This is a genomic window from Streptomyces sp. MspMP-M5 (assembly GCF_000373585.1).
In the GTDB taxonomy this organism is placed as follows: Bacteria; Actinomycetota; Actinomycetes; order Streptomycetales; family Streptomycetaceae; genus Streptomyces.
Genome location: NZ_KB891881.1, coordinates 19,365 through 33,209 on the forward strand (window position 1 = coordinate 19,365; position 13,845 = coordinate 33,209).

The following is a 13,845-nucleotide window of genomic DNA, read 5'->3' on the forward strand; positions in this document are numbered from 1 at the left end:
AAAGCGGTGAGGCGTAGCCCGCACGCGGCTCGACGAGGTCCGGCTTCGACGAGGTCCGGCTACTGCCCCGTCATGGCGGTGACCAGTTCCTCCAGTCCGCTGAACTGCCAGTCGAAGCGGTCGGAATCCGCGGGTGGATCCCCGACCGGTCGCTGGACGTAGGCGGTCCGCATGCCCTGCGCCCGGGCTCCGCGAAGGTCCCAGGCATGGGCGGCCACCATCAGTACGTGTTCCGGGGGAGAGCCGGCCGCGTCCAGGGCGAGCCGGTAGACCTCGAGTGCCGGCTTGTAGGCCAGGGCGGCCTCGGCGGACAAGGCTTGATGCCAGCGCAGCCCGGCATGTGCGCTGAGCCGCAGCAGGGCGGTGCGGCTGGCGTTGGAGAGCCCCAGCACGGGGAATGTCTGCGCGAGCCGCTGGAGACCCGCGACCGAATCGGCCCACGGTGGAAGGCGTTGACCAGCCGTGGCCAGCCGGGCGATGGCCGCCTGCCTCGCGAATTGCCGTGCGCAGCCCACTGGGTTCGTCGACCAGAGTCCCCAGGACGTCGAAGACCACGACCTCGACATCGCCGATCTCAGTCAGTTCGGCCACAACTCCTCCTCCTTCTTCTTCTCTGCCTTCTCTTCCGTCTCCCTCTTCTCGTGCCCCGTTCGCCCTGCGTCACCTCAAGGAGTGCGGACGCGCCGGCTGCACTCGTATCTACCTCGATCGCTCGCGTGGCGCCCGACGTACCTGGTGCGGGATGGACGCCTGCGGCAACCGCGTCAAGGCCGCGGCCTACCGAGCCCGCAGACGCGCCTCGACCTCGGCCGACGCCCCAGTGGCTCCGCATGACGCGCACTGCAGGCGAGAGCGCCGCCGAGCTGGTCCGGGTGCTGCTGCGGACCAGTAACGTCGGTGCCTGTCTGTGGGCCGATCAGTCTCTCGTTTTCGGTGCTTCCTCGGGTACGGGGAGCGAGCGCCACAGTCCGCCGCCGGCGGCGGGGACGAGGTTCGGTGCGGCGTCGCGCAGACAGCGCGCGGTGGCATCGGGATCCGGTACGGAGACGACGAGAAGGCTGAAAGGGGACGACGGGGGTAGCCCGATGCAGAGCACGGGGCCGTCGGGTCGTACGGCGACGAAATCCTTGCCGGCCGAGTGCCGGCGTACGCCGACGCAGAACACTTCGGGCACCCAGACGCCTCGTCCGCGTCTCCCGCGCAGGGCGCGCCACCAATCCGGTTCGATCATCACGGTGCGCACCGCGGAGAGCGGCACGAGGATCCGGAAGCGTCGGGCGGCCGCCTTCTCGGGCCACGTCAGGCGGAGGAGGAGCTGGTCCTCCCTGATCGTCAGATGTGCCATCGGCTCGACAGCTCCTGGTCGTGGTGCGAGGGGCCGGCCCAGCGTCGGGTCAGCGGCGGCGAACGGCTCCGATTACGGCTCGGCAACCGTTGCCTACCAGACTCGGAGCGGGAGCCGGGTCGGTGGCGACGGCGTGGCGCACGGGTCGAGCCCCGCGTAACGACCCGACTGGCGGAGGCCGGGTCTTACGAAGTCATGACGTGAGCGTCGTGGTGCACGTCGGAACGCGGCACCAGGCTTAGCGTGATCGGCATGCGAGTACTGGTTACCGGCGGTGCCGGATTCATCGGATCGCAGGTCGTCGAGGCGCTTCTCAGGCGGGGCCATGAACCCGTCGTGTTCGACGCACTGCTGCCTTCGGCCCATCCGGAGCCCCCGCCGCCGCACTCCGGGGCGGACCGGGTCGTCGGGGACGTACGCGATCGGGCGGCCGTCGAGACGGCCCTCGTCGGCGTCGACGCGGTCTGCCACCAGGCGGCGATGGTGGGCCTGGGCAAGGACTTCGCGGACGCGCCCGACTATGTCGGCTGCAACGACCTGGGGACGGCCGTACTGCTGGCGGCCATGGCCGAGGCAGGCGTGCGTCGGCTGGTGCTGGCCGGATCGATGGTGGTCTATGGGGAGGGGCACTACAGCTGCCCCTCCCACGGCCCCGTGCGGCCGGGTCCGCGGGCGGTCGCCGAGCTGGCAGCCGGGCGGTTCGAGCCGGACTGCCCGCGCTGCGGTGCCACGTTGCTGCCCGGCCTGGTCCGCGAGGACGCGCCCGTCGATCCGCGCAATGTGTACGCGGCGACCAAGCTCGCCCAGGAGCACCTTGCCGCCTCCTGGGCCAGGGCCACCGGCGGCCGGGCCGTCGTACTGCGCTACCACAACGTCTACGGGCCGGGCATGCCGCGTGACACCCCGTACGCGGGGGTGGCGTCGTTCTTCCGTTCGGCGCTGGCCCGTGGCGAGTCACCCACCGTCTATGAAGACGGCGGTCAGCGGCGGGACTTCGTCCACGTCCGGGACATCGCGGGGGCGAACGTCGTCGCGTTGGAGGCGCTCCCGGAACGGGTGGAAGGGACGCTGACCGCCTACAACGCCGGCAGTGGGCAACCGCACACCGTCGGCGCGATGGCGCGCACGCTGGCCGAGGCGTACGGCGGGCCGGAGCCGGTGGTGACGGGGGAGTACCGCCTCGGCGATGTCCGGCACATCACCGCCTCCTCGCAGCGGATCGCCGAGGAACTGGGGTGGCGGGCGGAGACCGGATTCGCCGAAGGGATGGCGGAGTTCGCCCGGGAGGGGATGCGGGAGGGGAACCGGGAACGGCCGCGGGAGGGGACGCGGGAGCTGCCGCGGAAGGGCACGGGGCCGGGCGCGGAGCGGGGTGCGGGGCAGGCGACGCGGGACGGGACGGGGGCGGACGCGGCCGGGTCTGACATCGGCCCGGCGGCGGAGAGAGCTGCTCGCGGCGGTCCCCGGCCCGCCTCGGTGGACGTCGTGCTGCCCTGCCTGAACGAGGCCGCCGCACTGCCGTGGGTGCTGGCGCGCATCCCGGACGGCTGGCGGGCCATCGTCGTCGACAACGGCTCGACCGACGGCTCCGCCGAGATCGCCCGTGGCCTCGGCGCCACCGTCGTCCACGAACCGCGGCGCGGCTTCGGCGCCGCCTGCCACGCCGGACTGCTCGCCGCCGAGGCCGACATCGTCTGCTTCTGCGACTGCGACGCCTCGCTGGACCCGGCGCTGCTCGACCCGTTCGTGCGCGCCGTACGCGACGGGGAGAGCGACCTCGTGCTGGGCCGCCGCCGCCCGCAGGGCCGTGGTGCCTGGCCGCCGCATGCCCGGGCCGGCAACCTGGTCCTGGCGCGGATGCTGCGCCGGCGCACCGGTCTGCGGCTGCACGACCTGGGCCCGCTCCGTGCCGCCCGACGCGCCGCGTTGCTCGGCCTGGATCTGACGGACCGTCGCAGTGGCTATCCGTTGCAGATGGTCGTCCGCGCCGCCGACGCCGGCTGGCGCATCGAGGAGCGGGACGTGCCCTACCGGCCGCGTACCGGCCGCTCGAAGGTCACCGGCACCTGGCGCGGCACCTGGCACGCCGTCCGCGATATGCGCGGCGTCCTCAACCAGCCGCCGCTGACGGCACGAGTACAGGAGACGGTGGCGCGATGACCGGGGCTCCACAATTTCCGTCGGACGCACAACTTCCGCCGCATGCACAGGGTCTGCGAGGATCGCACGATCCGGCCGTGCCAAGCGGCCCGACCGGCTCGACCGGCCCCACGACGGTCCTGGTCATCGCCAAGGAACCGGTGCCGGGTCGGGTCAAGACCCGACTGACGCCGCCCTACGCGCCGCACGAGGCCGCCCAGTTGGCCGAAGCGGCGTTGTGCGACACGCTGCGGGCCGTTGGCGCGATGCCTGCGCGGCGGCGGGTGCTGGTCCTCGACGGGCGGCCGGGCAGCTGGTTGCCAACCGGTTTCGACGTTCGGCCGCAGGGCACCGGCGGCCTCGACGAGCGGCTTGCCGCGGCCTTCGCCGAGAGCACCGGACCGACGCTGCTCATCGGCATGGACACCCCTCAGGTCACGCCCCAACTCCTCGCCCCAGCACTGGACATCGGTGCCTGGGACGACTGCGACGCCTGGTTCGGGGCGGCCGAGGACGGCGGATTCTGGGCGCTCGGCCTGGGCTGCCCCGAGCCCGGGCTGCTGCGCGGCGTCCCCATGTCCACCGCCCACACCGGCGCCGCGCAGCGCGCCAGACTGACCGCCGCCGGGCTGCGGGTGCGGGATCTGCCTCCGCTGCGCGACGTCGACACCGCGGAGGACGCCGACCGGGTCGCGGCCGACGCACCCGGCGGCCGGTTCGCCGCCACCCTGGCCAGGCTGCGTCCGGTGGGCAGCCGATGAGTCCCCACCCCGCCCGCCGCCAGGCCCGCGGGTGCGTGGGGGAGGACGGCGAACAGGCCGGGCCGCTGGCCGACGGTGCTCCGCCGAACGTGTCTGTGCGGAAGCGGGCGGGCGGCCGCGACCTTTGGGCGGTGGCGGCCGCGGTGGTGCTGTTCGTGCTCGCGGTGGTTGTCGGGAACGCCGTCAACCGCACCGTCTACGGGACCGAGGGCATTCTGCGACTGGGGTGGCCGCCGCTGTACGCGTCGTGGCTGCCGCACCTCGGCCCCGGTACGCCGGCCGCCCTCGTGGTCGCCGCCCTCGTGGTCGTCCACGGCCCACGCATCGCGCAGCGTCTGCCGTGGCGGGCGCTGGTGCCGGCCGTCTGGAGCGTGTCGATGGCCTGGACATGGTCCCTGGCACTCGTGGATGGCTGGCAGCGAGGGGTCGCCGGACGGCTCACCAGCAGTATGGAGTACCTGCAATCCGTCGCCGACGTACGTGAAGTGCCCGCCTTCCTGAGGGACTTCACCCACCACATCCTGGCCGACTCACCGCACAACTGGCCCGCGCATGTGGCCGGACACCCGCCTGGCGCACTGCTGACGTTCGTCGGCCTGGACCGGATCGGGCTGGGCGGAGGTGCCTGGGCGGCGGCCTGGTGCATCACCATCGGGTCGTCCGGCGTGGTTGCGGTCATGGTGACACTGCGGGTGCTGAGCGGTGAGCGCCTGGCGCGGTTGGCAGCGCCGTTCCTGGTACTGGCCCCCGCGGCGGTGTGGATCGGCGTCAGCGCCGACGGCTACTTCGCCGGCGTCGCTGCCTGGGCCATCGCTCTGCTCGCACTGGCGGCCACCCGCACCACCCGGGTGCCCCGCCTGGCGGCCCTGGGGGCCGGGCTGCTGCTGGGGCTTGCCTGGTACCTCTCCTACGGCCTGACCGTCCTGGTCGTGCTGGGCGCCGCTGTTCTCCTCCTCGCCCGCTCCGCCCGCCCCCTGCCGTATGTGGTGGCGGGGGTGCTGCCTTGGGCCGTGGGCTTCACCGCCCTGGGATTCTGGTGGCCCGAGGGCTATACGACTCTCGTCGAGCGGTACTACCAGGGTGCTGCGAAGGTGCGCCCGTACGCCTATTTCGTCTGGGCCAACCTGGCCGCCCAGGTCGTGACGGTGGGACTGGCGACGGTCGCGGGGTTGGTCCGTGCGTCCGCGCGACTGGGGCCGGCCGTGCGGGGGATGCGGCGCGCGGCGCCCCGCGGGGGCGGCGCGCTGACTGTCCTGGTCGGCGCGGCGTTCTGCATGATGCTGCTCGCGGACGTGTCCGGAATGAGCAAGGCGGAGACCGAACGCATCTGGCTGCCCTTCGCGATCTGGCTGCTGCCTGCCTGCGCGCTGCTGCCGCGCAGCATGCACGGCAGATGGCTGGCCGGCCAGGCCGTCCTCGCGCTGCTGGTCAACCACCTTCTGCTGACGGGCTGGTGACGATCGCTCGACGGGCCGGCGAGGGCCTTGGGTCATGGGTCGTGGGGACGTGGGTCATGCACGGTGGCGAGCCGCGCACCGGTCCGATGCGGCCGCCCTTCACCGCCGCTCGGCCCCCCTCCGCCCGGCCGCCCTCCTCCGCCCCGCCACCTCCCTCAGTGCGGCCTCCCGACCGGCGCCGGACCGTGGTCGGAGCCACTGCCACGAGGTTGCCGCAGTACGAGGAAGTGGCGGTCGTCGAGCGTCCAGTCATCGCCGGTCTGCCAGCCGGTGACCGCCGCCTTGCGGCGCAGCGCGGGGAGGCCGACGCGGGCCCACGGGAAGGGGCTGCCCAGGTGGCCGCGGCCGTCGTCGAAGCGCACGTCCAGCCGTTCGTCGACATCGTCGGGAGCCGCTTCCACCAGCAGCATTCCGTAGGGGGCCACAAGCGATCCGATGCGCGCCAGCAGTGCCCGAGGGTCGCCGCCGATGCCGATGTTGCCGTCCATGAGCAGAGCGGTGTTCCACAGCCCCTCACCCGGCAGTCTGTCGAAGACGGACCGGCACAGCGCGATACCCCCGGTGTGCTCGGTCCGCGCAACAGCCGCGTGACTGATGTCGATGCCGAGCGCGACATGGCCGCGTGCGCGGAGGGCGCTGACCAAACGCCCCGGCCCACAGCCGATGTCGAGGACCGCGCCATGGCAGCGTCGCAGGACGCTGACGTCTGCGGAGTCCGGTGCGGCACACCAACGGTCCACCTCCGACAGCAGGATCCCGCCATCCGTACAGCGCATGTACAGGGGACCGCGGCCTTCGGCGAGCGCATGGGCATAGGGGTCCTCGTGCCGGGCGCGGGGAGCTGCGCCGGGCTCCGGTGCCTGTTCGTCGGTGCTCATCGGATCCGGGCTCCACTGCGGCCGGCACATTCACGGAGGTTCATCGAGTTTCATCGAGGTTCGTCGGGGTTCGTTCGTCCGGGCCCCTTCAGCCGGGCTTCGCGCACCGCCGGACGGCGCGGCCGCGCGCGCCACACCGCCACCAACAGGCATGCCGCGGAGAGCGCGAAGAGAACGGCGGTGATCAGCAGCCAGCGCCCCCAGAAAACGTCGGCCGGCAGGCCGGTGTAGCCGCTGAAGCCCGGGACCCGGCCGAGGACGAGCGGGTACCAGACGAGGAGCAGCAGAAGCGCCAGACAGGCGGGCACCCGGACATAGTTGATGCGGCCTGCCACGGGACGGGAGCGGCTTGCCGTGCCCCTGATCCGGCGCTTCCGAAACAGGCGTTGCACCGCACGGTCGGTGACGGTGTAGAGGGGGAGGAAGACCAGGTCGTGCAGGAGCGCCGCGCCGACGAACCAGACGACGACGCCGAGCGTGTCCCCCTGCAGCAACCGGAGCCCGGCGTACCCGGTCAGGGCGAAGGAGCACAAGACCAGGACGAGATGCGCGAGAGAACCGCCGTAGCGTGCCCGGATGCCCTCGGCCAGCCCCTTGGCCATGCGCTTGGCCATGCGCTTGGACTTGCCCCTGAGCATGCCCCTGGCCGTTCCTTTCCCCCGGGCCCTCCCGCGGCCCTTCATCGCGGTGCTCCGAAGGTGAGGCGGGTGACCCATTTCGTGTTGTGCACACCGGGGTTGGCGGGGACGATGATCCGCGCCGGATAGCCGTGGTCCACCGAGAGGTCCGCGCCGTTGACCCGCAGAGCCAGCAGTGACCTGGGATCCCGGACCTGGTTGTCGCGCAGGTGGGTGGAGCGGAAGGCTCCGGAGCGCTGGGCGGACTCGACGAAGACCCCGGGCGGGCTCTCCCGCAACCCCACCAGGGCCGCCAGGTCGGACAGCCGTACGCCCCTCCAGTGCTGGTCGTCGGTGGACCAGCCTTCCACGCAGGCGATCGGCAGGGCGGCCGTGTGCTGCGGCAGGGCCAGTACCTGCTCCCGGGTGAAGCTCCGTTCCCGGCCGGGGCCGCGTACGACGAGGCGCCAGTCAGGCCCGATGTCGCGGGCGCGGATGCCGAGCGCCGCGGCGGTCTTGTTGATCTGGAAGCCGTTGGGTCCCGCGCCCGGTTCCTGCCCGTGCGGAGCCAGCAGCGCGGTCCTGCGGAGGGCTCCGCCGATGCTCTGACCAGCAGTCACGATGAGCAGTACCAGCGACCCGGCGCCCACCATGCCGAGCGCGCCACGGCGGGACGTCGTGGGCGGTGCGGGGTCGGGGGTCACCAGTCCGGTGTCGTCCGGCGGTTCGGGCCTGGTACGCGTGACTGGGGTACGCAGTTCACTGCGCCAGCGGCGGCTGCGCAACGCCGTGACCATGGTGGGGATGCGGAAGACGACGTGTACGACGAAGGCGCCGATGAAGACCCAGGCACCGTAGAAGTGCAGGGTGTAGAAGGACCCGGGGAAGATGTAGTGCAGCTGGATGTTGAGCACGCCCGTGACGAACTCGAACAGTACGCCGCCCACGAGCAGCAGCAGCGAGAGCCGCTCCAGCGCGTGGCGCGGGGACCGCAGCGGTGGCCACCCGAACAGCTTCGGGATGACCGACCACAGCTTCGCCAGCAGGACGGGGACGAGCACCACGCCCAGGGTGACGTGGACTCCCTGGGTGAGCCGGTAGAGCCAGTACGGCCGGGTCGGCCAGGCGAAGAGATAGAAACCCAACCAGCCCTTGTCCGGCGTGTGGTCGTTGCCCGGCGCCAGATCCGGGTTGTACGCGGCGTAGGACAGCAGCCCGGTCACGAACATCACGGTGATACCGATCAGCAAGATCAACCCGAACACCGACGTCAGCCACGGACCCCGCAACGGGCTGCGCCAGAAATCCGGGCGCGCAGGGCCCGGCGGGGGAGCGCTCAGGAGCGCGGCCAGGCGACGAGGAGCGCCGGCACGCCGCCGTTTGCGTGCGGGCCGGTCCTGGCGCGGCCGACCATCTCCCGCCGGGCCGCCGGCCTTGCCGCCCGCTGTCGCGTCCGGCTCGTGGCGCTCGGGGCGGCGTGACTCATCGCCGCGGTCCCTACCCTCCACATCCATCCCTTCCGGCGGCCCGCGCACCGTGACCGCCACGCACGATCACCGTATGTGGCATATCGCACATAACAGCCCAAGGTGACCTTTTATGAACCCTTTCGGCCTGAGGACTTCGGAGCGGTGGAGGAGTGGGGCGGGTCGCACCCAATGCCGGCGGGGCGGAGCCAGCCGCTGGCGCGCGAGCTGCGCGTTTGGCTATTTGATCGATAATCGATCGATAATGGGCCGGCGATTCGACGCACGAACGAATTGCGAAAAAGTTCAATTAGGGTGTGTGCGGATCACTTCGCACAGCAGAACGGACGTAGCCCGCCATGGACATGAGCGCGGCCAGTAAAAAGAACCTCAGTCTCTTCGCCCTGATCATGATCGGGCTGGGGTCCATCTTCGGCTCCGGATGGCTCTTCGGAGCCGGCCAGGCCGCACAGGTCGCAGGCCCCGCGGCGCTGGTCGCCTGGGTGATCGGGGCCGTCTTCATCGGCATGATCGCCATGTCGTACGCGGAGGTCGGGGCCGCCTACCCGCTCCCCGGCGCCATGGCGCGCTTTGGTTCGATCTCCCACGGGCCGGTGCTCGGCTTCGTCAGCGGCTGGGCGGTGTGGATCGCGATCGCCTCCCTGATCCCGATCGAGTCCATCGCAGGCACCCAGTACATGGCGTCCTGGAACTTCGGCTGGGCCAAGGGGCTCGTCGCCGACGGCAGCCTCACGGCCTCCGGCATGGTGATGGCCCTGGTCCTCACCTTCGCCCTGTGGTTCGCCTGCTACTGGTCGGTCGCGCTGCTGGCCCGGGCCAACACGGTGCTGACCCTGGTGAAGTTCGCCATCCCGGTGCTCGCGGTCGCCGCCCTGATCGCCTCCGGCTTCCACACCGGCAACTTCACCGACCACGGAGGATTCGCCCCCAACGGTTGGTCCGCCGTGCTGACGGCCGTCACCACCTCGGGCGTCGTCTTCGCCTTCAACGGCTTCCAGGCCGTCGTCAACCTCGGCGGCGCCGCCCGGAACCCGGGCCGCTCCATCCCGCTCGCGCTGGTCGGCGCGCTCGCCCTGGGCCTGGTGATCTACCTCGCGCTGCAGATCGCCTTCCTCGGCGCGGTCCCGCCGGAGAAGCTCGCCGAGGCAGGCGGATGGCAGGGGATCAACTTCGCCTCCCCCTTCGCCGACCTGGCCAAGCTCCTGATGCTGCACTGGGTCGTCACCCTGCTCCAGTTCGGCGCCTTCATCTCGCCCAGTGGCGCCAACATCGCCAATGTGGCCTCGGCCTCGTACCTGGCGCAGAACCTGGCCGAGACCGGCTTCTTCCCCAAGAAGATCGCCGAGGTGCATCCCCGCTACGGCACCGCTCGCCCCGCGATGTGGCTCAACCTCGGCGTCTCCGTGCTCCTGCTGCTCACCATCGGCCACAGCTGGGAGGCCCTGGCCAGTGTCGTCTCGGCCGCCATGGTCGTCTCGTACCTGATCGGCCCCATCGCGGTGGGCGTCCTGCGCCGGACCAAGCCGGACCTGCCGCGGCCGTTCCGCCTGCCGGCCGCCTCGGTGCTCTGCCCGATCACCTTCGCCTTCGCGGCCTGCGCCCTGTACTGGTCGAAGTGGCCCAACACCGGCAAGGTGACCCTCCTCGTGTTGGTCTCCGTGCCGATCGCGGCGCTGGTGCTGCGCCGCCGGGGCGAGCGGAATCTCGCCCGGCAGTTCGCCGCGGCCTGGTGGCTCATCGGGTTCCTGCTGTGGCTGTCGGTGCTGTCGGCGCTGGGCGGCAAGGAGTTCGGTGGCCATGGCGTCCTGCCGGGTGGTGTGGATGTGGCCGTGGTCGGCATATCGGCTCTCGGCTTCTACTTCTGGGCGGTACGCGCCGGCATCCAGGCCCATCGCGCGGGCCTGACGGACCCCGACCCCGTCGTCCGCACCGGCGAGCCCGAGCCGGGGTCGGAGCCGACCGTCCTGCCCGGCCAGCGGTCCGGGGAACGCGAGGCCGTCGCCTCCTGAGACGGCAGGCACGGCACGGCTCGGACAGCCGTCAGAACCGACCACGGCCGGTTCTGACGGCTGTCTGTTTCCACGGTCGCTTCGAGGCCGGTGCTCATGGGGCCGGAGTGACCGTTGCACCCTTGGTGGCCTGGTACGCGCCCTTGCCGCCGACGCGTGCCGGATGTCGAGGGCCATCGCGTGGGCGGCCAAGCCAAGCCACGCCGTGCCACACCCCGCCGTGCCGAGGTTGCGGATTCAGGCCGCCGTCACGGGCGCGCTGCTGCCTGTGCGAGGGCCGACGAGGACGCGGGACAAGAGCCGTGGATCGGCCAGTGTCAGGGGCCCGGCGGTCATATGGAAGAGGCTGGAGAAGGTCGTGTACACCTTCGGGTCGTGGGGGACGGTGTCGACCAGACGGTTCATGAACCAGTTGCCGGCCTTGGCCCACGCAGGCCGCGAAGTTTCCCAGGCACGGTCGGGGATGGTCGCCATCAGCCAGGAGGAGGCGGTCACGCGGGCCAGCCGCTTCTGGAAATCCTGTCCGTCCAGGGGGGTACGGGCGCGCCGGCTGCGGAGCGTCTGCTCCAGGAGACGGGCTTCGAGGGCGGCGACCGTCATGCCCTGCCCGTAGGCGGGGTTGAAGGTGCACACCGCGTCCCCCAGAGCGATCAGCCCTTCGGGCCAGCGGGCAAGGCGGTGGTAGGCGATCTTGCGGTTGACCGTACGGGCGTAGCGGCGCACGGCGGAGGTGGGGGTGAGGGAGGCGATGGTGTCGGCGATGGGGCCGGGCAGGGACTTGGCGTAGGCGAGGAAATCCTCGTCACTATGGGGGAGTTGGGTGCCGCCGGCTCCGTGCAGGGTGACGTGGAGGGCGTTGTTCTCGATCTGGATCGCGTAGCAGCCCTTGTGGAAGTCGGGGGCCCGCAGGGGTTGCAGCAAACCCATCCACGAGGGCGAGGTCTGACCCTCCGGGTAGGCGTAGGTACGTGAGGCGTAGCCGACCTGGGCATCCACGGTCGTCGTACGAGGGCTGGGCAGACCGAGGGCGGCCAGCCATTGCGGCAGGTGGGAGGAGCGCCCCGAGGCGTCCACGACGAGATCCGCGACGATCTCGTCCGCACCGTCGCCGTCCTTGACGCGCACCCCGGTGACCTTGCCGGGACCGGCCGTGCGCAGGCTGGTGACGGCCAGTCCGTCCCGCAACGTGACGGGCGCCAACGCCGTCACCCGCCGGCGGAGAACATGCTCCAGGAGGGGCCGGGAGAACGTCTGGATCGGCATCCCCATCGGCGTAGGCTGCGGGATGCCGTTGGGCAACACGGCACAGAGGCCCTCACCCCAGTCCCACACCGGCGCACCGGCCTGTTCCAGCTCCGTCCGCAGCCCGGGGAAGTAACCCTCGAACACCTTCGCTCCCAGGGCCAGAAGGCCGTGGACATGGTGCCCCTGCGGCACTCCGGACCGGGGCCCGGACGCGCTCGGAAGCGTGTCGCGTTCGATGACGGTGACGGCCTCGAAACTGTCGGCCAGGACACGTGCGGCTGCAAGCCCCGCCAGACCCGCCCCGATCACCACGGCGTGCCGAACGTCAGTACCCATAGGCATGCTGCTCCCTCTCCCTGCTGTGGGTCGAACCCCCGCTGCTCCAGGGCCCTTTCCTGCCCCGATCCGCTTCCGGGTATTCCGAAGGAGTAAGCAGATGAGCACGCTGCGTGGCAGGGGGATGTTCGCTTCTGCAGTTGCCTTGTGCCCACACCTCGGGACGGTTCGCGGCGACCGGTACGCCATGCTCGCGCTTCTCGCGCTCGGAAACCTGTCTGAGGAGCCGACGTTGACAGACCTGGCCGCACTGCGACTCTCGACGCGGGACAGTGCGTCCAGGGCCATCCGGGACACTTCCGGCTGCTGTAGCAGCGCACAAATCACGCCGACTCGGCGGCCACTGGTCAGCAGCACGGGTGCCCTCGCCGGGCAGTCCGCGAGCGGATCCGGAGCACCGTGCGCGAACAGTTCCACCGGTGCGAGCAGGTGCGCCACGTCGGGCAGCGGATGGTCGTGGTCGGGGGCGGTTTGGCCGATACTGACCAGGCCCGACTTTGGCTTCGTCATCGTGGGGCACTCCTTGAAGAACACCATCGGGTGTTCGGATACCGGAGGGATTCCCTGTGCGGATCGTGCTGCTCGTCGGAACGCTTGCCGAGTTGGACAGCTGCCATGCCCTGTACGCCAACCACCTTTTCGCCGACGGGCACGAGGTCTGGATCGGCATGGTCAACGGCCTCACCGGTGCGGGAGAACGGATCCTGTGCCCGATGGGAAAGATAGACGGCGCATTGGAGGCTTTCGGGCCGCTCCCCGGGAAGGTGGAGGTGCGCGACGCCGCCGCCGGCGTGGACCTGGTCTGGGTGCTGAACTACCCCCACTCCGTCGTACAGGAAGTGGCCTGGCAACTGCTGTGGCAGCTGAACCGACAGGTGCCCTTCGTCAACGACGTCGAGGGCATCGTGATGCTCAACACCAAGACCGGCCTCCCGGCCGTCGTCCCACCCGAGCATCTTCCGCGCACCCTGATCTCCAACTCCTTCAGCGAACTGTGGGAGGAGTACCAGACCGACCCCGATCGCACCTGGCTGATCAAGCCCCCGGGCGGGGACGCCGGCGCCGATGTGTACCTGCTCTCCCCAGGGTCGAGCAACAATCGCGTCCTGCTGCAGTCCATGACCGGGAACACGGCGATCGACAGCCTGCTGACCAAAGGCGGCCTCAACGGCTTCGGCAACCGCTACTGCGTACTCCAGGAGCACATTCCGCACACGGAGGAAAAACGTGTACTGCTCGCGGGCGGACGGCCGTTGGCCCAACAGATCCACTATCTGGCACCGGACGAGCATCGCGGCAACACGGCCCACCGTGCCCGATGCGAGGACACCACACTGACTCCCGACGAGGAACAGCTCTGCCGCGACGTGGGACAGCGCCTGCTGCGCCACGGAATCCGCTTCGCCGGCATCGACCTGGCCTATCCCCACGTCTTCGAATTCAACATGGTCAACCCCGGCGGACTGGACGAACGCCTCGCATTCGGCATGCCCGACCGCACCCCCCACGTGCTCGACGCCGTCCTCGAAGCCCTTCTCGACACGGCGGCCTACTCATGAGCCCGAGTACGC

General features: G+C 70.9%; 10 protein-coding genes and 3 pseudogenes. 7 read left to right on the forward strand and 6 right to left on the reverse strand.

Annotated features, from left to right (window positions below):
• Positions 1–59 precede the first annotated feature (59 nt).
• Positions 60–582 (reverse strand): annotated as a pseudogene (locus tag B073_RS39635) (haloacid dehalogenase type II).
• Between the two features lie 82 nt (positions 583–664).
• Between B073_RS39635 and B073_RS47720 the strand changes: the two are divergent.
• Positions 665–892: pseudogene (locus B073_RS47720) on the forward strand (CGNR zinc finger domain-containing protein); the annotation flags it as partial.
• A 24-nt stretch (positions 893–916) separates the two neighbouring features.
• On the opposite strand, the gene B073_RS39640 reads toward B073_RS47720, so the two are convergent.
• Entirely contained in the window at positions 917–1,345 is a 429-nt protein-coding gene (locus B073_RS39640; RefSeq protein WP_018538081.1) for a hypothetical protein, read from the reverse strand.
• Between the two features lie 252 nt (positions 1,346–1,597).
• Here B073_RS39640 and B073_RS47725 point away from each other — a divergent pair.
• The 4 genes and pseudogenes from B073_RS47725 to B073_RS45185 all read left to right on the forward strand — a co-directional run.
• Positions 1,598–2,674 (forward strand): annotated as a pseudogene (locus B073_RS47725) (NAD-dependent epimerase/dehydratase family protein); the annotation flags it as partial.
• A gap of 156 nt (positions 2,675–2,830) precedes the next feature.
• Entirely contained in the window at positions 2,831–3,505 is a 675-nt protein-coding gene (locus B073_RS47730; RefSeq protein ID WP_420706434.1) for a glycosyltransferase family 2 protein, read from the forward strand.
• A 77-nt stretch (positions 3,506–3,582) separates the two neighbouring features.
• Positions 3,583–4,245, forward strand: a complete 663-nt coding sequence (locus tag B073_RS0110665) for a TIGR04282 family arsenosugar biosynthesis glycosyltransferase (RefSeq protein ID WP_018538083.1) — start codon at positions 3,583–3,585, stop codon at positions 4,243–4,245.
• Positions 4,242–5,702 carry a hypothetical protein gene (locus tag B073_RS45185; protein WP_106731821.1) on the forward strand — a complete coding sequence of 487 codons (1,461 nt, stop codon included), beginning with the start codon at positions 4,242–4,244 and terminating at the stop codon, positions 5,700–5,702. Before B073_RS0110665 ends, B073_RS45185 begins: the two co-directional genes overlap by 4 nt.
• A gap of 155 nt (positions 5,703–5,857) precedes the next feature.
• Here B073_RS45185 and B073_RS0110675 read toward each other — a convergent pair whose 3' ends face one another.
• From B073_RS0110675 to B073_RS0110685, 3 genes are read right to left on the reverse strand one after another with little or no spacing between them, the layout of a single operon-like run.
• Complete coding sequence (locus tag B073_RS0110675) at positions 5,858–6,580, reverse strand: class I SAM-dependent methyltransferase (RefSeq protein ID WP_018538085.1); 723 nt, start codon at positions 6,578–6,580, stop codon at positions 5,858–5,860.
• 50 nt (positions 6,581–6,630) lie between these two features.
• Positions 6,631–7,218 carry a hypothetical protein gene (locus B073_RS39650; protein ID WP_018538086.1) on the reverse strand — a complete coding sequence of 196 codons (588 nt, stop codon included), beginning with the start codon at positions 7,216–7,218 and terminating at the stop codon, positions 6,631–6,633.
• Positions 7,219–7,259: 41 nt separating this feature from the next.
• Positions 7,260–8,462, reverse strand: a complete 1,203-nt coding sequence (locus tag B073_RS0110685) for a molybdopterin-dependent oxidoreductase (RefSeq protein WP_018538087.1) — start codon at positions 8,460–8,462, stop codon at positions 7,260–7,262.
• A gap of 560 nt (positions 8,463–9,022) precedes the next feature.
• Between B073_RS0110685 and B073_RS0110690 the strand changes: the two genes are divergently transcribed.
• On the forward strand, positions 9,023–10,693 hold the full coding sequence (locus B073_RS0110690; RefSeq protein ID WP_018538088.1) for an APC family permease: 1,671 nt from the start codon (positions 9,023–9,025) through the stop codon (positions 10,691–10,693).
• 237 nt (positions 10,694–10,930) lie between these two features.
• On the opposite strand, the gene B073_RS45190 is transcribed toward B073_RS0110690, so the two are convergent.
• The gene (locus B073_RS45190; protein ID WP_051093976.1) at positions 10,931–12,274 is read right to left on the reverse strand and encodes an NAD(P)/FAD-dependent oxidoreductase; all 1,344 of its coding nucleotides are present in this window, start codon (positions 12,272–12,274) and stop codon (positions 10,931–10,933) included.
• Positions 12,275–12,840: 566 nt separating this feature from the next.
• Here B073_RS45190 and B073_RS39660 point away from each other — a divergent pair.
• Positions 12,841–13,833 (forward strand): hypothetical protein, encoded by a 993-nt coding sequence (locus B073_RS39660; RefSeq protein WP_018538090.1) that lies wholly within the window; start codon positions 12,841–12,843, stop codon positions 13,831–13,833.
• The last annotated feature ends 12 nt before the right edge of the window (positions 13,834–13,845 follow it).